This is a genomic window from Brevibacillus borstelensis, from assembly GCF_036700025.1.
Classification (GTDB): domain Bacteria; phylum Bacillota; class Bacilli; order Brevibacillales; family Brevibacillaceae; genus Brevibacillus; species Brevibacillus borstelensis.
In genome coordinates this window covers 4974273-4994616 of sequence record NZ_CP144922.1, presented here as the reverse complement: position 1 = coordinate 4994616, position 20344 = coordinate 4974273, and the positions used below count along the sequence as shown (strand labels likewise).

16 protein-coding genes are annotated in these 20344 nt (G+C 46.5%); 15 read left to right on the top strand and 1 reads right to left on the bottom strand.

Annotated elements, in window-relative coordinates; genetic code table 11:
* The first annotated feature begins 4 nt into the window (after positions 1-4).
* Genes V5G20_RS23980 through ltaE form a run of 6 tightly spaced genes read left to right on the top strand, consistent with a single transcriptional unit; the run spans position 5 to position 9662 of the window.
* Complete coding sequence (locus tag V5G20_RS23980; protein WP_003389360.1) at positions 5-3952, top strand: non-ribosomal peptide synthetase; 3948 nt, start codon at positions 5-7, stop codon at positions 3950-3952.
* Between the two features lie 4 nt (positions 3953-3956).
* A complete protein-coding gene (locus V5G20_RS23975; protein ID WP_003389359.1) occupies positions 3957-5462 on the top strand; it encodes an argininosuccinate lyase in 1506 nt (501 codons plus the stop codon).
* On the top strand, positions 5459-6349 hold the full coding sequence (locus tag V5G20_RS23970; protein WP_003389357.1) for a hypothetical protein: 891 nt from the start codon (positions 5459-5461) through the stop codon (positions 6347-6349). The genes V5G20_RS23975 and V5G20_RS23970 overlap by 4 nt, the downstream gene beginning before the upstream one ends.
* Positions 6349-7404 (top strand): cysteine synthase family protein, encoded by a 1056-nt coding sequence (locus V5G20_RS23965; RefSeq protein ID WP_003389356.1) that lies wholly within the window; start codon positions 6349-6351, stop codon positions 7402-7404. Before V5G20_RS23970 ends, V5G20_RS23965 begins: the two co-directional genes overlap by 1 nt.
* Entirely contained in the window at positions 7379-8635 is a 1257-nt protein-coding gene (locus V5G20_RS23960; RefSeq protein ID WP_024984239.1) for an ATP-grasp domain-containing protein, read from the top strand. Before V5G20_RS23965 ends, V5G20_RS23960 begins: the two co-directional genes overlap by 26 nt.
* On the top strand, positions 8616-9662 hold the full coding sequence (gene ltaE, locus V5G20_RS23955) for a low-specificity L-threonine aldolase (RefSeq protein ID WP_003389354.1): 1047 nt from the start codon (positions 8616-8618) through the stop codon (positions 9660-9662). The genes V5G20_RS23960 and ltaE overlap by 20 nt, the downstream gene beginning before the upstream one ends.
* Here ltaE and V5G20_RS23950 read toward each other — a convergent pair.
* On the bottom strand, positions 9610-10656 hold the full coding sequence (locus V5G20_RS23950) for a helix-turn-helix transcriptional regulator (protein WP_338462505.1): 1047 nt from the start codon (positions 10654-10656) through the stop codon (positions 9610-9612). The two genes, ltaE and V5G20_RS23950, sit on opposite strands and share 53 nt — an antisense overlap.
* A gap of 232 nt (positions 10657-10888) precedes the next feature.
* Between V5G20_RS23950 and V5G20_RS23945 the strand changes: the two genes are divergently transcribed.
* From V5G20_RS23945 to V5G20_RS23905, 9 genes are all read left to right on the top strand, one after another.
* Positions 10889-11536 (top strand): response regulator transcription factor, encoded by a 648-nt coding sequence (locus V5G20_RS23945; protein ID WP_003389352.1) that lies wholly within the window; start codon positions 10889-10891, stop codon positions 11534-11536.
* 148 nt (positions 11537-11684) lie between these two features.
* Positions 11685-12332, top strand: coding sequence for a GNAT family N-acetyltransferase (locus V5G20_RS23940; protein ID WP_024984241.1), 648 nt, complete (start codon positions 11685-11687; stop codon positions 12330-12332).
* Positions 12322-13074, top strand: a complete 753-nt coding sequence (locus V5G20_RS23935) for an SDR family NAD(P)-dependent oxidoreductase (protein ID WP_003389350.1) — start codon at positions 12322-12324, stop codon at positions 13072-13074. Before V5G20_RS23940 ends, V5G20_RS23935 begins: the two co-directional genes overlap by 11 nt.
* 19 nt (positions 13075-13093) lie before the next feature.
* Entirely contained in the window at positions 13094-14029 is a 936-nt protein-coding gene (locus V5G20_RS23930) for an ACP S-malonyltransferase (RefSeq protein WP_031932066.1), read from the top strand.
* A 12-nt stretch (positions 14030-14041) separates the two neighbouring features.
* Positions 14042-14953, top strand: a complete 912-nt coding sequence (locus tag V5G20_RS23925; protein WP_024984243.1) for an ACP S-malonyltransferase — start codon at positions 14042-14044, stop codon at positions 14951-14953.
* 10 nt (positions 14954-14963) lie between these two features.
* Positions 14964-16418, top strand: coding sequence for a class I adenylate-forming enzyme family protein (locus V5G20_RS23920; protein WP_003389347.1), 1455 nt, complete (start codon positions 14964-14966; stop codon positions 16416-16418).
* Positions 16400-17626: an aldehyde dehydrogenase family protein gene (locus tag V5G20_RS23915; protein ID WP_003389346.1), complete on the top strand. Its 1227-nt coding sequence runs from the start codon at positions 16400-16402 to the stop codon at positions 17624-17626. The genes V5G20_RS23920 and V5G20_RS23915 overlap by 19 nt, the downstream gene beginning before the upstream one ends.
* On the top strand, positions 17623-19305 hold the full coding sequence (locus V5G20_RS23910; RefSeq protein ID WP_031932069.1) for a thiamine pyrophosphate-binding protein: 1683 nt from the start codon (positions 17623-17625) through the stop codon (positions 19303-19305). Before V5G20_RS23915 ends, V5G20_RS23910 begins: the two co-directional genes overlap by 4 nt.
* Complete coding sequence (locus V5G20_RS23905) at positions 19306-20343, top strand: 3-oxoacyl-ACP synthase III family protein (protein WP_024984244.1); 1038 nt, start codon at positions 19306-19308, stop codon at positions 20341-20343. It begins immediately after the preceding gene.
* Position 20344: the final 1 nt, after the last annotated feature.

Below are 20344 nucleotides of genomic sequence, written 5' to 3'. Positions count from 1 at the left end.
TAACATGGGTTCGCTATCCGTAGAAAATGAAGTCTATCTGCTTCCGTCTTCCTATGGTCAAAACCGAATTTGGTTTTTTGAACAAATGCTTCCAAATAGTCCTACCTACCATATACCGATTCTCCTGAAAATAACAGGAGATCTACAGCCAGCCGTATTAGAGAAAACGATTCAAAAAATAATAGAACGACATGAAGTTCTTCGCACTACTTTTTTAGAAGTCGAAGGGGAACTGAAACAAAAGGTTTCCCTTCACTTCCCTTCTTTTCGATTAGACGTGAAGACAAAAGAGGAGCTGGAAGAAGAGAAGCCTTTGACGGAGCATCTCAAGGAATTTGCTCTTGAGCCATTTGATTTGGAAAAAGGTCCGTTAATCAAATTCCAGCTTGTCCAGCTAAGCGCTGACCAATATTATTTGCTAGTGAATATTCACCACATTATTTTTGATGCTTGGTCCTTGGAAGTATTGCAGAAGGAAATTGTTACCATCTATACGATGGTTGAACAAGGCCGAGAAGCTGAATGCGGGGAACTTCCCCTCCAGTACGCAGACTACGCAAACTGGCAAAAGGAAATGTTCGAGGGAGAAACGCTGCAAAAAAAGTTGAATTTTTGGCAACAGCATTTGGATAATATCCCCTCCTTGCTGGAGCTTCCAACGGATCGGCCGAGGCCTAAAGAAATAACTTACGCAGGAGACATTGTCAAATTTGACTTGCCATTGGATGTAATTGAGCCCATAACGACTTTTTGCCGGACCCATCAAGCTACCCATTATACATTCTTTCTTGCCACGTTTAATGTGTTGCTTTACCGGTATACGGGACAAAAAGATATTGTGATCGGGACACCGATCACCAATCGGCCTAATCAGATGATTCAAGATTTAATCGGTTTTTTTGTAAATACACTACCGGTGCGGACGTTTATCAGACCGTATAGCAGCTTTTTGAATATCTTGAAAACCACGATCAAATCATTTCTGCAGACCTATGAAAATAGCGAGGTTCCCTTTGAAAAATTAGTTCAGGAGTTAAAACCTGATCGGGACAGCAGCTACCATCCCATTTTTCAAGCGCTGTTCACTCTCCAAGACTATCAGAAAAAGGAAGTAGAAGTTCCGTTTACGATGGAATATGAAAAAATCAGCACAAATACTTCGAAATTTGATCTCGTGCTGTACATGTCATGCAGCAAACAAACGATGTCGGGTGAGATCGAATACAGCACGGATTTGTTCAATCGAAAAACAATGGAGCGTTTCGCTCAACACTATATTACGTTGATCCGAGAAATCTTGAAAAATCCTGACAAGCCCATTTGCAAATTGAACATTTTGACAGAGGAAGAGAAAAACCATGTTATTGAAAATAACGTCATTCTTGCCGAAATGGGAACAGATCTCATACACCATCTAGTAGATAAACAAGCCCTCAAACACGCAAGCAAGATTGCAGTAAAGGGACATGATCATTCGTTTACGTACGAGGAATTGTATAAAAAGTCGAACCAAATAGCCCATGAGCTGATTCGACGCGATATTCAGCCGGGGAGCATCGTGGGAATCCGGTTGAAACGCTCCCCCGATCAAATTGCTTGTATATTGGGTGTTTTGAAAAGCGGCTGCGTGTATATGCCGATTGATCCTTCCTTGCCGGTTGAACGGGTTGAAATGATGGTAGAGGATTCCAAAGCGGCCGTAATTATTACAGACGATCTTTCATTCAATGAATGGAAAGAGAAAACAATCCTGGAACCCGATGTGGTTTTTAACAATCAGACTGCCAAAGATGCAGTGGAACTTTCTCTGCCGCCGGAAGAGGCAGTTGCCTACGTCATCTATACTTCGGGAACAACAGGCAAACCCAAGGGTGTCAGCGTTACGCATGCGGCCTTAATCAACCACGTTCAAGGATTTATTCAGGAGTTCCAGATCGGGGAAGGCGAGATGTTTTTGCAAAACATCAGCTCCAGCTTCGATCCATCCATGAGTGAGATTTTTTGCTCGCTGGTAAGTGGGGGAACATTGGTAATTACTCATCCCGACAAGCAATTTGACATTGATTATTTAGCAGATGTGATAGCGCATGAAGCAATTACGGTAACACATTTGTTCCATAGCTTGATAGAAAAGCTGTTGGATCTTCCTTCCTTCAGGCAAAATAAAACCCTCAAGTATATATTTACCGGGGGCGAAGCATTGCCTAATCAGCTTGTTCGGAAATTTTATGAAAATATGAAAGGGGAGGTTGCATTCGTCAATTTATATGGACCAACAGAAGCGTGTGTGGCCGCAACCTATTGGAGATGTCATCCTGAGCAACAATACCCTACCGCTCCAATCGGCATCCCCTTCCCGAATTATCATCTCGTTGTGTTGGATGAAAACTTGCAGGCAGTCCCACAAGGTGTCGTCGGGGAGTTGTTTATTGGCGGGCATAGTGTTGCCAAGGGGTATGAGAACAATCCAGAGTTGACGGCTGAGGCCTTCCCCCTATTAGACGTGGCAGGTGTGACACGTCGATATTATCGCACGGGAGATTTGGTTAAACAGCTGGATACAGGAGATTACCTCTTCATTTCAAGGAAGGACACGCAGGTTAAGGTTCGGGGTTTCCGTATCGAACTAGATGAAATTCGTCATGTATTGCAGCAACAGCCTGAGATTGAAGAGGCCGCTGTTCTTGTTGAAGAGGTAAAAGGGGATAAAAAGATCTTTGCTTTTGCCGTGAAGGAGCCCGGCGTGGAGATTTCTGCGAATGAATTGAAAAAACGCCTGGCCAAAAAGCTGCCTTATTATATGGTTCCGCATGTAATCAGGTGGCTCACGGAACTGCCGGTTTCCATTAATGGAAAGCTGGATAAAAAGCGGTTGTCATTTGACGTCAGCGACTTGGCAAGTGGCGAGAAAATACCGCCTCGCAATCAGATTGAGCAACAATTAGCTGATATTTGGAGGGAAGTTCTGGCTATCGACGACATTGGAATAAACGAAGACTTTTTTGATTTGGGTGGGCATAGCATCAAGGTCATCGAGATCGTGGGTCTAACGAGAAAAAGAATGAACATTCAGCTGTCCCCTTCTCAATTATTTCTTTATCGAACAATCGAAACGTTAAGCGAGTTTATACAGAGTGATCAATCTCAAGCTGGCAGCGGACTGATTCTCAAATTAAAAGAAGGCCGTTCCGGTGATCCCCCACTGTTTCTTGTTCATCCAGGGGGAGGGGGAGCAATCTGCTACGTTCCTCTTGCAAGAAATATAGCTCGGGATATCAACATTTACGGCATTCAATCACTAGGGTATGAAAAAAATGTTGAACCTCTGCAAGATATACGGGAGATGGCAAAGCTGTATGTCCATGAGGTACAAAAGATTCAACCGAAGGGCCCTTATCAGTTGGCAGGGTGGTCTTTTGGAGGAACAATCGCGGTTGAGATGGCGAGAATTTTTGAATCAAAAGGGGAAAAGGTGTCGTTCCTGGGATTGCTGGATGCCTACCCGTTTGATCAAGTAGCGAAAAAAAAGCACCGCTTGGATCCGTTAAGCGTGTGGGCAGACAGCTTGTCCATAGATATCGAGCAGTTTAGCAGCAAACCGAAATTGGAAAAATGCCAGATTATTTTGGAAGCTGCCAAACAAAAAAAGCTATTGCCTCAAACGGCTGAATTGGAAGACGTATTTCGAATTATTACGGTAATGGCAGCAAATAACATGGCAAGCGATCACTATACATTTTCTGCTCCGATTAAAACAGATTTACATGCCTTCACTTGTCAGGAAGTCGATCCCAGAAAACTCCATGAGCTGGTGGATGTTGATAAATGGAGGGGAAGAACAACAGGGAAAGTGTACACCTACCCGATAATGGGGCATCACAATAATCTCATGTCGTCTCCTCAAGTCGAGTATCTCGGACAGAAAATCTCAGAAACTTTGAAACGGGGATAAGCTCATGAAAACACAGGTGACCGGGCGCGTGAAAAAAGCACCGCATGACACGTATACAGCAGCTGTTCTTTACCCGCAGTTTGAATATGAACTGGAAAACTACACAGAGCATTATATCCACATAGAAAAGGCTCTCTTGCAGTCTTACGAGAAAGCGAACATTCTCTCAAAGGATGAGGTCCGTTCCCTCTTGCAAGCAATAGACAGGATTGAGCGAGATGCTTTGTTGCAAAACTCGAAAGAAAATCTAACAGACATCGCCTTGACGTTGGAAAGAGCGATAGAGAAACAGTTGGAACAACCCGTGGTGAAATGGCATATTGATCGAAGCCGCAACGATTTTCAGGCATGCGCCCAACTGATGTTTGCCCGGGAGCAATGGATGCATCTGATTGAAAGAGTTGAAATACTGCGGGATGTCATCCTGGACAAAGCCAAGACATATGATTCCGTAATCATGCCCGGGTACACACATTTTCAGTCAGCTCAAATTATTAGTGTTGCCTTTTATCTTACGGCAGTCAGCAAACACCTTCTTGAAACAGAAAAGAGGATGCTGGGCGCATTAGAATCAATGAACAGGTACTGCCCACTCGGTTCCGGGGCTATGTCTGGTCAGGAGTATCCAGTGGACAACCTGCAATTGGCAAATGCTTTGGGATTTTCATCATACATAGGTCACGCCTTGAGCGGGGTTGCTTCGCGGGACTGGTTATTGGACATTGGAAGCTGCCTGACTTTCTTTGCGAACAATATGAGCCGCTTCTTGACTGACCTGATGAACTGGGGGAGCAGCGAGTACCAATTTATTGATTTTCCTGATGAACTCGCTGGCATTTCATCATCGATGCCACAAAAACGCAATTTTCCTATCTTGGAAAGAGCGAGAGGAAAAACGAGCCATCTCATCACCTACCATGTGGATTTTTTGCTGGGACAACGAAATACGGCCTATAGCAATCTGGTCGAAGTTTCCAAAGAATCAAGCAAAAATCTCCTCTCCCTTTTCAATGAGACGCACGTATTGTTTGATTTACTGATGCTGGTGTTTGAAAACATTTCTTTTCAGAAAGAAAAGATGCAGCAATGCTGCACAAAGGATTACTACGGAGGTTTTTCACTGGCAAATCGAATCACTGAAAAAAGCGGGATACCGTATCGCCAAGCGCAGGTGATAGCAGGACGATTTATCACACAGTCGATCCAAGCCGGACACTCCCCTCAGCATGTTTCGGTTGAGACCTTGCAAGAGATTTGTCATGAGTACGGCTTTGAAAACCAAATTACACAGCAAGAGTTGCAAGCGCTCTTTGCGGTCCATTCTGCCTTAACCATGAAGCGATCAACAGGGTCCACAAATCCGGATGCCGTAAAAGACATGATTGCCTTGCAAATGCAGGAGGCAGCCCAATGCAAGCAGGTATTCAATGGGATTTCCACCGAGGTCAAACGGAGATTGGAAGAATTGGATAGATGGATGATGTCTGAAGGTAAGGAGTATAGCCGATGAGACTGAAAGTAGGCAAAGGGGAAGCTCATGGCACATTTGGTGAGTTGTTGCAAGGCGTTTTGCCAAGCGGTCAGGACTTTTTGGTAACGTTTCCTGTTGACAGGTACTCGACATGCCAGTTTGTCTATTCCGCTCAGGACGAAGATCTGTGTGTACATCCTTCCTGGAAGAGGAAATCTCTGTATTTTGGCCAGAGAATTCTTGATTATTACCACTTGCCCATCAAAGGCACATTGTATCTGGAAAGCCAGCTTCAACAAGGAAAGGGATTGGCGAGTTCTACAGCAGATATGATGGCGACTGTGAAAGCAATTGAATCCTGCTATGACATAAACGTTCCTACCGAGGTGATCGAGGAGATCCTTCGCGATATCGAACCATCCGACGGCATCATGTACCCGGGCATCGTCTCTTATTATCACAAAGAAGTGAAACTGAGAGAATGGATAGGAGAATGCCCACCGTTGACTGTGATTGCTTTGGATGAGGGAGGAGAAGTAAATACAGTCGATTTCAATTGCAAGCCCAAACCATTCACTGATGAAGAGAAGCAAGAATATGGCATGCTGCTTGAGAAGATAACAGCTGCCATACGTGCTCAAGATGCAGAGGCAATTGGCGAGGTCGCTACCAGAAGCGCGGAATTAAACCAGAAGCTGCATCCGAAAAAGATGTTTGCCGAGGTGAAAAGAATATGCCGTTCAATTGAAGGAACGGGGATTGTAACGGCTCATAGCGGAACATTTATCGGGATCCTCCTTTCTGAAAACGACAGTGCGTATTCTGAAAAAGTAAAAGAAGGACTGTCTTTGTTGAAACAGCTTGGCTGCCCGACAGAAATATTCCATTCCATGTCCACTATCGAAAGAAAGAAGGTTCTGGTGTAATGGACAAGAGTCTGATCGAACTGATTGGAACAACGCCGTTAATTCGGCTGCGGTTGGACGAGAACAGCAAAGCCCCTGTCTATGCGAAACTAGAGCTGCTTAATCCCTACGGCATGAAAGACAGGGTAGCGAAAGAAATGATTATGGATGCCAAGAGAACCGGGCAGCTGCAAGAAAATGCACCGATTGTGGAAAGCTCGTCAGGAACGCTGGCTTTGGGCATAACCATGATCGGCACTTATTTGGGACATGAAGTCCACATTGTCACCGACCCGCGCATCGATGAACTAACGTTGGCAAAACTCAGAGCATTGGGAGCGCAGGTCCATATTGTAGAGAAAATGGAGCAGGATGGCGGCTGGCAAAAAGCAAGGCTGAACTACTTGCAAGGTTTGCTGGACAAATATCCAAATGCCTATTGGCCAAAACAGTACGAAAATCCGCAAAATCCGCTGGCCTATCAACAACTGGCCGATGACCTGGTTAAAGAGCTGGGACGCGTCGATTATCTTGTCGGATCGGTTGGAAGTGGAGGCTCCTTATGCGGGACTGCCAAAGCGTTGCGGGAAAGAAATCCCGACTTGACGGTCATAGCTGTAGATGCCGTAGGCAGCGTTATCTTCTACCAAACAGACAATCCGAAGCGATTGCAAAGCGGCCTGGGCAACAGTTTGCGCTCACCCAATGTTGATTTTTCCGTAATCGACGAAGTTCACTGGTTAAACGATGAAGAAGCCTTCACATGGACACGTGAGCTCGCCAAACAGGAAAAAATCTTTGCGGGGAACAGCTCAGGCAGCGTGTACGCCGTATCAAGGTGGCTCAGCAGCCAGGTATCCGAACATTCAGTGATCGCGTGCATCTTCCCGGACAGGGGGGACCGATATATTCACTCGATTTACAACGATGATTTTTTCAATGTCCATCATCTGAATAAGGACAACCTGCGTCTTTCACCCAATCGCATGGAAGAATTAAAGGATGTCTCCGATTGGACCTACTTTCACTTTAACAAGGGGAAATTTCGGCATGAAGAGAAAACTGCTGTTTATTGAGTCAAATACGACTGGCACAGGCATGCTTGCTTTGGACAAAACAAAGGAATTGGGATATGATCCCGTGCTGTTGACCAATAAGCCGAGCCGCTATGAGGGCTTGTCTGACCAAAGCTGCGAAATCGTCATCTGCGATACAAACGATACGGAAAAGCTGGCTGATACAATTCAGCTCCGTTTTACCCTGGAGGATATCGCAGGAATTACGACGACAAGCGAATATTATATTTATACCGTTGCGCTTCTGGCTAAGCGATTCGGTTGGCGTGGCAATTCTCCCGATACGGTGAAAACGTGCAGGAGCAAAGCTGCTGTTCGCGCATTGCTGAGGGACACTCCCGAGCTTTATCAGCCCTGGTTTTTTACAGTCGACAACGTGCAGAAACTAGAGGAGATCAAGCAGCAGATACAATTCCCGTGCATCGTGAAGCCAGTGGATGACAGTGGCTCCAATCAGGTGGTAAAGTGTCTCTCCTACGAAGAGCTGTATCAGCGGGTGACGGACATATTGGCTGTGAAAGAGAATGTCCGTAGGCAACCGGCGGCTGGGGTTGCTTTGATCGAAGAATACGTGGAAGGACCTGAGTACAGTGTCGAAGTTTTCTCTTATGAAGGCCGACATTCGATCATCGGAATTACAGATAAAAGCATTGGGGGAGAGCCTTACTTCATAGAAACAGGCCATATTTTCCCATCCTTGTCTACCGACCAGATCAAAACAATCGTGGAAACGGGTGTGCTGTCCCTGCTGGAAAAGCTGGATTGGCGTTTTGGCCCGTGTCATCTGGAAATAAAAATCGTCAATCAAAAGGTTTTCCTGGTTGAGTGCAATGGACGATTGGCCGGGGGGATGATTCCGGAACTGATCCGGCATGCGACCGGTATGGACGTGTTGAAGGATCAGCTCAAAGCAGCGGTTGGCTTGTCCCCCGAGCTTGGCCGTCCGCCTATTCAATATGCAGGGATTCGCTTTCTGATCCCGCAAGAAACAGGCGAAATTGAGGAAGTGACCGGTATCGAACAGCTTCAGCAAATGCCAGGTGTGAAGGAAGTCGTATGCAGGGCAGAGCCGGGAAAGCTGGTGGATAGAATCGTAAATGCATACGGACGCTTGGGTTACATAATCGCAGTGGAAGCAGACGCAAGCAAGCTTCATCAGCTACTGAATCTAATTGAAAAAGTCGAACTAAAGATGAAGGAGCGTGTGTCTGTTGCTAAACTTTCTGAGTGACACAGTTACCTTGCCGACGCAGGAAATGATGGATGCCATTCAACATGCCATGCTGGGAGATGACGTGTACGGACAGGATCAAACCGTAAATGAATTGGAGCGATTAGCCGCCAGCATGCTGGGGATGGAAGCTGCTTGCTTTATGCCCAGCGGCACAATGGCGAATCTATCATCGATCATGGCCCATTGCCCTCGTGGATCAAAGGTTTTGGTAGGCAATGAATCAGACATCTACATTTATGAAGCAGGCGGCGCTTCCGTATGCGGCGGGATTGTTTATGAGCCCATACCGACTCAAGCGGATGGACGCTTGTTGCTGGAGGATCTTGAAAGAGCGTTCCCCGTTGATGAAGAGGACCCTCAGTTTGCTTTGCCTGCTTTAATTTGTCTGGAAAATACCCACAATCGCTGTGGTGGAAAAGTTTTGCCGATCGCTTATTTGCAAGAGGTAAAGGAATTTGCAACAGAACGCAATGTTCCTGTCCACATGGATGGTGCCCGCATTTTTAATGCGGCAGTTGCCCTTGATGTGGATGTCAGGGAAATCACACAATATGCCGATTCGGTTCAATTTTGTTTATCAAAAGGATTGTCTGCCCCAATTGGTTCGATTGTAGCGGGAACTCAGTCCCATATAAACAAAGCGAGAAAAGTAAGAAAGATGTTGGGCGGAGGAATGAGGCAAGCGGGAATCGCCGCAGCGCCTGGTATTGTAGCTTTGCAAACAATGATTACGAGGTTGGATCAGGACCACAGGCATGCGAAACAATTGGCCGATGGATTGGCAAAGATAAACGGAATTGAATTGAATGCCCAAGAAGTGCAAACAAATATCGTCATCTTTCGCGTAACAGATCCTCGTTATACATGGAATTCATTTTTGCAGATGGCCAAGTCTCATGGCGTGATTTTTTCAGAGATGGGCTATGGGAGGATTAGAGCAGTTGTTCACAGGCATATAACGAGTGATGATATTAATAGAGCGGTTCAATTAGTAGAAGAGATGATGAAGAAAGGCCCGTCATAGCATACTCATTCTCGGTATGCTCTATTTTTTGTTCCCCTTCATCCAAGTGGTTTCGATCCGCAAGACGCTTGCATATTTTCTGGGTTTTTTGCAAAATGATGCGGCCTTCTTCTTTTTCTCCAAGCTGGAAATGGATTTCTGCAAGACTTCTTCCTGCTCGGGCGTACAATCGCTCGCGAAGCTCATATTTGAAGATGGAAACAGCATGCTCCAGATATTCTCTGGCATGTTCCAGGTTGCCCGTATGGCCATAAACAATGCCCAGCATATGATAGATTTCTCCTGCCGAATAATGCAAGTGATGAGAATATAAGTAGTTGAGCAATCGATAGCCCAGCTCCAGGCAGAGATCAAATCGGTTTTGGTGGTAGTGCATGTAGGCCAAGTTGTAGCCCAATCTGGGGAAAAGGGTTTTGTCCTCTACAAAAGGGAGGTTCTCCAATACATGCATGCTGCTTGTTAACAGTTGGTATGCCTCCGCTTTTTGATCCATTTCGATCAGTAACAGCGCGAGCGTGTTGGCAATATTGATATCCAGCTCATTGACGATTTTGTTGTTGGAAATCAACTTTCGAAAGGTTTGCTCCGCTTTTCGCGGATGGCGGTCAATCCGGTAATACAGAATGCCCTTTTGCCATTCGATAAATCTCAGGAAGCTGCTGTCTCGAAAGTTTTGGTTCTTTTTGATAAAAGCGGTAGCTTCCTCGACGAGGTACTGGAGAGTGGTGTAATCATGAAAATATAGACTTTCCCGGCACAACCGATGAATCTTTGCAACAAAATGAATGAGCGTCTCGTTTTCATAAGAAAGCAGATAATCCACGGGAATCTTTAGTTTCCGGCATATGCTCTGCAAAATGTCCAAACGTGGTATATGGCTCCCCTTTTCAATCCGAAACAGAGTGGACTCGTCACAAATGTCTTCGGCGACATACTTTCTGGAATAGCCTCGTTTCTCTCGAAAATACTGAATTTTATCCCCAAGCGTTTTCATGACCAGTCTCCCTTGTATATCCTCTTTTACCAAATATTGCATGTTTGCATATACATTTTAACAGAATTCTCCCGTATATTTGAAGTATAATTTTTCAAAAATGGGAGGAATAAGATGGGTAGGAAAAAAATACTAGTAAATTCGCTTCAGTTATTCCCGTTGTTTCAGCAAACGCCTGTTTGCGGAACCGACATCAGATTACTAGCTACAATCAAGTAGAGGTGAATAAAGAATGGGTGTCCGAAACATCTTAATCGTAGATGAGAGAGAAGGAAAACAGCCATTTTATTCAAATTTACTGTCCGAAAATAGATATGACTGCCATTTTTTGAACAATGAATATTTGCTCTCGGATCCCGTTTTTTTGGAAAAATTCGATTTGGTCATTTTGAGTCTCACGAAGGATAATCTCTCGTTCCATTTAAAAAATAAGCACACTCGGACGATTATCCTGCTGAGCAATAAATATAAGCACTACGTAAAATATATACAAGGCGCACAAGCCATCTTGATGAAGGACTGCCCCAGTGAACTAATGATCGCGATCAATGCTGTGGAAAGAGGAAGCTGCTATTTTTCCAGTGAGTTCATGGAATCTCTCTTTTCTAGCTGGGGAAGAGAAGGGATCGAAGATGATATCGAGATGGATCTCCATTTGCCGGAAACGTTGACAGAAATGGAACTTCGTGTGGCTGAGGAATTGGCGAATGACAGAACCAATCAGCAAATAGCAGACACGCTCTATCTCAGCAAAAGAACGGTGGAGTACCATATTGCTGCATGCATGCAAAAATTAGGGGTAAAAAGCAGGGTAGGGTTAGCTGTGAAAATGACAAAAGCCAATTTGTTTAGACAAATATTGAATAAACGAATACTTTAACAGGTTTCGCAAAGTAGCGGTGCCGACGATGAACAGCTCTGTCATGAAAAATGGCAGAGCTGTTCATACTTTGCGGGAATTACGGGGGCACTCTCCGGGTTGCTTGTTTATGATGAAGATACGACTCTAAAGCGGAGGAGAAGAATCGATGAGGGGTAATTTCGTTAGATTGCAAGCTCTCGAAGAAGAAGATTACAAGCTCTTCTCTCAATGGGTTTGCCCATCCAAAGTCAGTGCGTTGGCAAGAGGGGGGCAAGACTTTGTGACTGAGGAAGAGGTCAGAAGAGATATCGCAAACGGAAATACACGCTACGCCACAGTGGTAACCCACGACGGGAAAAAAATCGGGTTCGTATCTTGGCAAACGCTGAGATACGAGGGGAGCTACATGCTAGGCGGCGTGATAGGAGATCCGGAATTATGGGACATGGGCTACGGTGCGGAAGCTTCGGTATTGCTCATGGACTACCTGTTCCACTTTAAAAATGCGCATAAGATTCAATTCATTAACGGTTTATTCAACATGAGATCCATCCGCTTTTTGATCAAGAACAAAGTGGTGATTGAAGGGATCCTGCGCGATTACTTCTTTTTGGATGGAGAATACCATGACGCGGTTATTTCATCCATTTTGCGCGAGGAATACTACAGTTACGGTGAGCCGCAACCAGAAGATATGATTCCGAAAAGCGAAAAGCAGCAAATCCGGGAGGAGCTGTACGAGTATCTTCAAGGGTATTGGAAGGAAGTGTGTTTGCCAAATTTGTTGAGGCAAGGTGAGAAGGTTGGAAGCTAAAAAAAATGTCGTGCTTGTAACCGGCGCTTCGAAGAGTCTTGGCAAGGCGATTGCAGAGCATTTCGCCGAGTCCGGAGATCAGGTCATCTTGGGATACAGGAGTTCATTGGAGGAAGCTGCCCAAGCAGTTGAAGAGATTAAGGCGAAAACCGGCAATGAGGCAGTTTCATTCGTCAAACTCGACGTAATTGACAGACAGCAAGTACAGGATGCCGTGAAAGAAATCATTGGGCAATTTGGAAGAATAGACGTTCTTGTAAACAACGCGGGAGTCAGCTACGGAGGGGCGCTGATTCCGAGCAATCCTCTCGAAAAATGGGAGGAAATCGTCCAGATCAATGTCATGGGGACCATCAATTGCATCCACGCCGTTTCTTTTCACATGCTGCTGGAACAAAAAGGAGCAATCGTCAACATCGCATCGGTCGCTGGCTTGATCGGGGTGGATCGTTTAAGCGCGTATAGCGCGAGTAAAGCAGGGGTTGTCGGGCTGACGCGTTCATTGGGGAAAGAGTACGCCCCGTACAACGTGAGAGTGAATGCGGTTGCTCCCGGCTATACGGAAGATACAGGCATGGTGGATCGCATTCCTGAAGACCAGATGAACAATTTCAGGAAGCGCATTGCCATGGGAAGGCTGGGAACTGCCAAAGAAGTAGCAGAGGCGGTTTCCTTTCTAGCATCGGACAAGGCCAGCTATATAACTGGGCAAACGCTAGTCGTCGATGGAGGCTTTATGTAAAGAAGGAGCGTGAGAAACAATGAAAACGGCACTGATCTTTCCGCCTTTGGTGAAATTGAAGCAGGGGAGCTTTTTGGACCTTTACGAGAGCTTTCCCAGCGTAAGGGCCAAGTTTGAAGAGGCAAGCGAAATTATGGGAGTCGATCTTGCCGCCAAATTCTTTTTTGAGAGTGAAGCGATGACGAATTTCGGCGTGATTGCCAGGCCCAGCATCGTCACAATCAGCACGGCTCTGTTTGAATTGCTGCGGGAGGAGATCGGGCAGCCGGCGTACTTCCTCGGTCCAAGCCTGGGTCAAGTAACGGCTATTCATTGCGCAGGGGGATTGCCCTTCCCGGAAACGCTTCGCATGCTGAAAAGGATGTGTGAAATGGAGGAAGAGGAGTTTCCTGACAAGCGATACGGCGTCTACTTCTTCTACAACATTGATATCGCTATTCTGGAGCAATCGATCCAAGAGCTTACAGCGATGGGCAGATTTGTCGAGCCCTGTGTGACGGTAAACGCCACGCAAATGATCGTGAACGGTGATCAGGAGAGCTTGGAGCTGCTTCACCAAAAAATAAGTCCTTACGGTGGTCTGGGTGTCACGATTCCGTATGGCCCGCCTGGACATTGCTCGCTTCTTCAAAACGTCAGGATGCGTATGGAAAAAGAGGTGCTGCCGCATATTACCTTCCGCTCTCCCGACGTTCCCTTGATCAGCAATGTGAATGCCGAGGAAATTTCCGATGCTGCCGGCCTGGCAACCGAACTGACAGAGCAATATACCAACAGTGTCTGCTGGTATAAATGCCTGCAGCAATTGTGGAGTAAGGGTGTGGAAAAAGTAATCATGCTCGGTCCCGGAAACTTTATTCACAAATCTTTGGGATTCACGGATATACCATTTGCCGTTCAGAAGCTGCTGGACAGTCATGATGTTGAAGCAGCCCTGACAGCAAAGCAGAAGTAAGGAGGCCCGTACATGATTGGATTGGTATTGCCCGGTCTAGCTCCTTCAAGCTATGAAGAAGTGAAGGATTTTATTGAAACAAACCCGTTTGCGAAAAAGCGTTTCCAAGAAGCAAGCGACATCATCGGGTACTCCTTGGCCGAGGCGTTTCGAGAGGCGACAGAAGACCAGCACGAAGTGATTGAATCCGCCTTTTTGGCGAACTCGATTGCTTTGCTCGATTATTTTTACGAACGATACGGTTTGCACCCGGATTATTCGATTGGAGCAAGTTTTGGCGGCATGTCCGTTGCCGTTCAGTCAGGCGGCTTGACCTTTGGGGAATGTTTGTGGCTGACACACGAAAGCGCAAAACATTCAAAAACCTACTTCCAGCAAATGGATGCGGAGTATCACACTCATTTTATTTTCAATTTGTCCCTTGAGGAGACGGAGGAGTTAATAAACGACTTCCAAGCAAAGGGAATGGAGCTGGAGTTGGTCGGGCATCTGGAAAAAGTCGTTTGCTTATGTGGCGAGAAAAGCGTTGTCCAATCTCTAAAGGAAGTCATCAATCAAAGAAGCAAGTGCTTTTCGTTACATACGATGAAACAGCCCATTCACAGCCGATTGCTGACGGAGCTCAAGCACCAGCTGCGGGACAAATTCTATAGCCAGGTTGTCTTCAAGCCGCTGCAAGTCCCTATTATTTCCGATGTTGACGGACATATTTACAAACAATCCGAAGAGCTGAAGCAAATGCTTCTGGATGGCTACGACCATCCCGTCAGGTGGGATCTCGTCAGCAAATCCATGAAGCAAGAGCATATCGAGACCGCGTATGTGGTTGGTCCACGGAATTTGTTTACACAGTTGTTGAAATACGAATTTGAAACGATTGGAATATCGCCTGACACCGTCATGCATCAGGTGGGAATTTCATGAGGTGCAATCCATGGCTCATATTATAAAGTCGGATGAGACAAGCTGCTCAAAGGAAAGGTTTTTGGGGGATGTACAAAGCTGTGTCGCCCAATTGAGAGGCAGTCATATCACTGATGAGGACAGGGTAATCGTCACAGCCGAGAACTCCTATGAATTTTTAGTCGCCTTTTTCGCCCTGGTTGAAATAGGCTGCTCCATTGCTTTGGTTGATTGTATGGCAGATGCGCGGGAAATCAATGAAATTGCCCTGGATTCAGAGAGTCGAATATGCATTTCCGACCGTCCTTTGCTGCTATCGGATCCGATCAGGACGTTTCTGCTTTCGGAAATCGTGAGAGACGGGGGAGGGAATCCAGCCAGCGAACTGTCATTTTCGACTTGGTCAACAAGAGAAGATGCCCTCATCCTTTATACGTCCGGTTCGACCGGCAAGCCAAAGGGGATTGTAAAGTCCGGCCATTCTTTTCTTTCCAACCTGGAGGAAAGCATGGAAGTCATGAAATACAAAAGCGAGGACGTGCTGCTGCCCCTTATCCCGTTTACGCATTTTTACGGATTGTCGATCGTTTTCATCTGGTGGTTTGCGGGATGCGACTTGATTTTATGCAATTACAAAAACATCCGCACCGTTCTGAAAGCAGTAACGGAAAGAGGAGTTACCGTTGTAGACGGCATTCCTTCGACCTATTATATGCTGACCCAAATGTGCAAAAAGCGGGAAAAGCTGTGTGCAAAAGTAAGGGATTCCGCGGTTCGCATGTGGTGTGTGGGCGGGGCGCCGCTATCCGAGGAATTGGCTGTAAGCTTTTACGACTTGATAAAACAGCCGTTGCTGGACGGATATGGTTTGTCCGAAGTCGGCAATGTCGCTCTAAACACGGGAGATTATCGGGATGGCTGCGGAAAACCGCTGCCCAGCGTGAAGATCAAGGTGGTGGACAACAGGGGAAATGAGCTTCCATCAGGGGAAACAGGCGAAATCTATGTCAATAGTCCGGGCGTCATGAAAGAGTATCTTCATTTGTCTGAAAAGACGGAAGAAGTGTTGGCCGATGGTTGGTTCAAAACCAACGATTTGGGATACCTGGATGAACGCGGAAATCTGCATGTTTTGGGGAGAAAGGGAAATGAAATTGTCCGCAAAGGCTATGTCATCTACCCGGCGCATATCGAGACCAGGCTGGAGAATGAACTGAAGCTGCGGGCGAGAGTTGTATCTCTTCAGGATGAGAAAAAGGGCGCATACATGATCCTTTTCGTTGAAACCCGGCAACCATTTACGCAGCAGATCGAGAATGCGATCAATGAGGCACTCGGATCTATTTTAAAACCGGACAAAATCATGTTTTTGCCCGCTTTTCCCTATCGTCCAAACGGAAAGGTTGATTTTGTGGCATTGCAAAATCAGGCAATTCAATGGAAGAACGCTAGAGAGGAGGAAGGGAAGTGCATGGTACAACAGTAGACCTGGAGCTGTCTATCCCGCTTGGCCAGCGCAGAGAAGCGATCATCCGCTGCATTCATTTCATCGAGTCCAATCCGGAAATGATCAGAGAGATCCTGACGGAAATCTCGACGTACCAGACGGCGGAACTGGAGATTCAAGCATCATTGGGGGCTTTGAAAAATGCCTTCAACGAGGTGCACAACAATCGGCCTCCCCTCATCAATCGAATGTCCGTATTTATGCCTTCAAATGTTATTCTGTATTCTTACGTTTTGTATTTGCTGATTCCCTCGCTGTATACCGAGAGTATTGAATTTCGGAGTTCTGCTTCGGTGCTTCCCCAAGTAAGGAAACTTCATCATTTGCTGCAAAACATACACCAGTTGCCATTGAAACTATTGGAACTCTCCCACAGAGAATATATGAAAGCGTCCGTCTTGCATGCAGATGTCGTCGTGTTTACCGGTACGTATCAAAATGCGGAAAGCATCAAATTCCAATTGGCCAAAACGCAAATGTTTATCTTTTTTGGTCAGGGAATCAATCCTTTTATCATATCCGAAACGGCTGAATTGGAAAAAGCGGTTCACGATCTCATCCAAGCCCGTTTGTACAACACAGGACAAGACTGCATGGGACCGGATGTCATTTATGTTCCGGAAACCATAAAGGATTCGTTTCTGTCTTTATTGACAGAGAAGCTGGACGCGCTCAAATACGGCAGCAATGTGGACAAGGACGCGGCATACGGTCCCATACACTATACCGGAACGCTGGAAATGGTAGGTCAGCATCTGACCCAATACAGCGAAAATATTGTGTACGGGGGGAGGATCGATTACCGGGATAGGATCATTCAGCCGACAGTTCTCGTAAGCACAATTGCAGAGAAATTGAAAATCCTCGAGTTTTTTTCGCCGGTATTTAATGTAGTCATCTATAGCGAGGAAGAGGATGTAAAACGGATCGTAACCCAGGAGTATTTTGTGGAAAGAGCATTGGGGGCTACCTTCTACGGCCGATCAGACAGCCCGATCATTGAGCTTCTTCGGAAAAAACATACCGTTTCCGTCAATGAAACACTGTTTGATATTGAAAATGGCAACGCTCCCTTCGGAGGCTACGGTCCCATGGCCAACTTTGTGTACTACCAGGGGGAATTGATCATTAAACCCATTTTGATTTCGCAAATCTTGCATGAATATTGGCAACGAGGTGACCAATGAACCAAATCAGTGTATACGACGCAATAGCGCAGGGACTGCGAGCGTATGGAGTGGAATTGGTGTTTGGGCTTCCCAATGACGAGCTTTACATGATGAATGCCATCGAGGATTGCGGGATTGAATTTTTGGTTGCCAAGGATCAGCGCAACGCCGTGTTTATGGCGACAGGCTACGCATTAGCCTCGCAAAAAACGGGCGTTTGCATCGTGGGAAAAGGCCCTGCCGTTTCCAACGCGATCACAGGCTTGTTGGAGGCAAACTCCCAAAGCTGCCCGCTGTTGATCATTTCATCAGGCACTCCAACGCGCTCCTATGGAAACCAAAAAGCATTTCAAGAAGCAGACCAAATGGCATTCGTTTCCCCACTGGTGAAATGGAGTCATCGCTTGGAGAACAAAGACGCGATCGGATGGGTCTTGCGAAAAGCGGTATTTATGGCTGAACATGGAACACCCGGTCCGGTATACGTCGAGATTCCCGAAGATATTGGCAGCCAGCTGCTTGATGAGGCAAAGCTGAACTTTTTTCCTCTTTCTGTCTTAAGGCCGTTGCCAGAACCATCTGGCATCAAGCGGGCTTGCGAAAAGATCATGCTTGCCAAAAAGCCGGTGTTATTGCTGGGCGGAGGATGCAAACGGATCAAAACCCGCGGCGTCCTGGAAGCACTCGCCGAACGATTGGGAGCTCTGGTTCTTGTCACTGCTTCAGGCAGAGGCAGTTTTGATGAAGAACATCCGCTCTTTTGCGGGCTGGCGGGGCTGTATCTGCACCGGCGTGTCAAAACGCTATTGCACGAGGCGGATCTGGTGATTGCCATGGGCAGCAAGCTGGAGGAAACGGCTCTGTTTGGCTGGGAGGAGAAGCTCCAGGCCATAGACAGCATTCAAGTGAATCTAAACGAAGAGCATTTTCATCTGGACTACAGCAGCATGTACATGGTTGGTGATGTGGAAGCAGTCGCAAATGAGCTCCTCGCGCAAGTTCGGGAGCAGCCGGCTAATCGCCAATGGCAAGCGGAGATAGAGGGCTGCAAGCGAGACATGTTTTTGGAAAAGGCGGAAAGGCAGCGAGATTCCTCCCGGTTGAGAATCGCGGATATTCTCGATGAACTGCAAGCCCGCCTTCCTTCCAACAGCATCTATGTGCATGAAAACGGGTTGCAGGACATGTGGTCTTATTTCTTTCCGTATCTCGGGCTTGGCAAAGAGCAAAATGCTTTTGTCCCGAGTGAACAGACAAGCCTGGGCTTTGGGGCATCTGCCGCCATCGGGGTAGCCAAGGCCAAGCCGCGGCAGACTGTCGTTGCATTCGTAGGAGATGGCGCATTCAATCTGTTCCGAAGCGATCTGCCAACAGCGTTAACGTACCAGATTCCACTCATCTATGTCGTGTTGAAAAACGGCGGGTACGGGTGGCTTGAATTCCAGCATATCAATACGGGAAGACAGGGGAACCCCCGATTTTTAAACCAGACCTTGCAGATGATCGACACTCTTCATCCACATTTGACAGTGATACCGCTGCAAAAAAGCGAAGAGATCACACATGTTGTTGTGCAAGCTCTAGAAGCATATGAGAAAAATCAAATCGTCGTGATCGAAGCGATTGTGTCGCTTGATGACGTACCTGATCCCATAAAAAGACTACATGGGGATTTTCCCGCAAAGGAGCTGGTGTGAATGAAGACGGGAACGTTAACGAAGCCATCCACTGTCAACCAAAGTGGGCTGGCCACTTCCTTTAGCATTCAAGGATCAGGCTTTTACGTACCAGAAGACATTGTGACAAACGAAATGCTCACGCGAACCTTGGACACGACTGACGAATGGATTCAGGATAAAACCGGGATTCGCGAGCGCAGGTACTTGCAAAGCGATATGGCCACATCTGATATGTGCGTCCATGCCAGCTTAGATGCGATAAGTGATGCAGGCATTACTAGTGAGGATATCGATGCGATTGTCCTGTGTACCACGACTCCGGATCAACAGATTCCTTCTACCGCGCTGATCGTCAAGGAAAAAATAGGTGCAAAAAACGCGATTCCCTTTGATTTAACGCAGGGGGCTTGTGCAGGAGGCATTTACTCCATCCTTTTTGCTTCCCATCTTTTACAGAATCAGTTCATCAACAATGTGCTGGTTATCGGGGCAGAAGTCCTGTCTCGATACATCGATCCGACAGACCGGATTACCAAGACGTTTTTTGGGGACGCTGCCGGAGCGATCCTCCTTCAAAAAACAGGTGAAGGCAGCGGATTGCTGGCATGGGATCTAGACTCCTATTTAAATCTGGCAGTCACCCTGCACGGCGGAGGTACTGCACGGATGCCAGAGGGAGCAGACCTCAAAACCAGCCATTTTATCAGGATGAACGGCAGAGAGGTCTGGAAGACGGCCACCCGAAACTTGCCCCTCTCGATTAAAAATGCCGTGCATAAGGCCGGATTGCAAGTATCGGATATTGATCACTTTATTCTGCATCAAGCCAACCTGAATATCATCAAGAAAACGATGGCGGCATTGGACGTGCCGATGGAGAAAACGACCGTAACCATTCAGGACTATGGAAATACGGGGGCTGCTTCCATTTTTTCCGCTCTGCATAAATCTTTGGAGGAAAAAGCCATTAAACCAGGGGATTATCTGGTGATATCCGCCATTGGCGCCGGATTTTTATGGGGTTCACTATGTTTGCAATATACAAAAAACGAGTAAA

What these genes read in the sequence shown, in the direction of transcription:
- V5G20_RS23905 (WP_024984244.1), top strand. Translation starts at nt 19,306, where the DNA reads ATGAAGACGGGAACGTTAACGAAGCCATCCACTGTCAACCAAAGTGGG.
- V5G20_RS23945 (WP_003389352.1), top strand. Translation starts at nt 10,889, where the DNA reads ATGGGTGTCCGAAACATCTTAATCGTAGATGAGAGAGAAGGAAAACAG.
- V5G20_RS23950 (WP_338462505.1), bottom strand. Translation starts at nt 10,656, where the DNA reads ATGAAAACGCTTGGGGATAAAATTCAGTATTTTCGAGAGAAACGAGGC.
- V5G20_RS23965 (WP_003389356.1), top strand. Translation starts at nt 6,349, where the DNA reads ATGGACAAGAGTCTGATCGAACTGATTGGAACAACGCCGTTAATTCGG.
- V5G20_RS23960 (WP_024984239.1), top strand. Translation starts at nt 7,379, where the DNA reads ATGAAGAGAAAACTGCTGTTTATTGAGTCAAATACGACTGGCACAGGC.
- V5G20_RS23925 (WP_024984243.1), top strand. Translation starts at nt 14,042, where the DNA reads ATGATTGGATTGGTATTGCCCGGTCTAGCTCCTTCAAGCTATGAAGAA.
- V5G20_RS23910 (WP_031932069.1), top strand. Translation starts at nt 17,623, where the DNA reads ATGAACCAAATCAGTGTATACGACGCAATAGCGCAGGGACTGCGAGCG.
- V5G20_RS23920 (WP_003389347.1), top strand. Translation starts at nt 14,964, where the DNA reads ATGGCTCATATTATAAAGTCGGATGAGACAAGCTGCTCAAAGGAAAGG.
- V5G20_RS23930 (WP_031932066.1), top strand. Translation starts at nt 13,094, where the DNA reads ATGAAAACGGCACTGATCTTTCCGCCTTTGGTGAAATTGAAGCAGGGG.
- V5G20_RS23940 (WP_024984241.1), top strand. Translation starts at nt 11,685, where the DNA reads ATGAGGGGTAATTTCGTTAGATTGCAAGCTCTCGAAGAAGAAGATTAC.
- V5G20_RS23970 (WP_003389357.1), top strand. Translation starts at nt 5,459, where the DNA reads ATGAGACTGAAAGTAGGCAAAGGGGAAGCTCATGGCACATTTGGTGAG.
- V5G20_RS23980 (WP_003389360.1), top strand. Translation starts at nt 5, where the DNA reads ATGGGTTCGCTATCCGTAGAAAATGAAGTCTATCTGCTTCCGTCTTCC.
- V5G20_RS23975 (WP_003389359.1), top strand. Translation starts at nt 3,957, where the DNA reads ATGAAAACACAGGTGACCGGGCGCGTGAAAAAAGCACCGCATGACACG.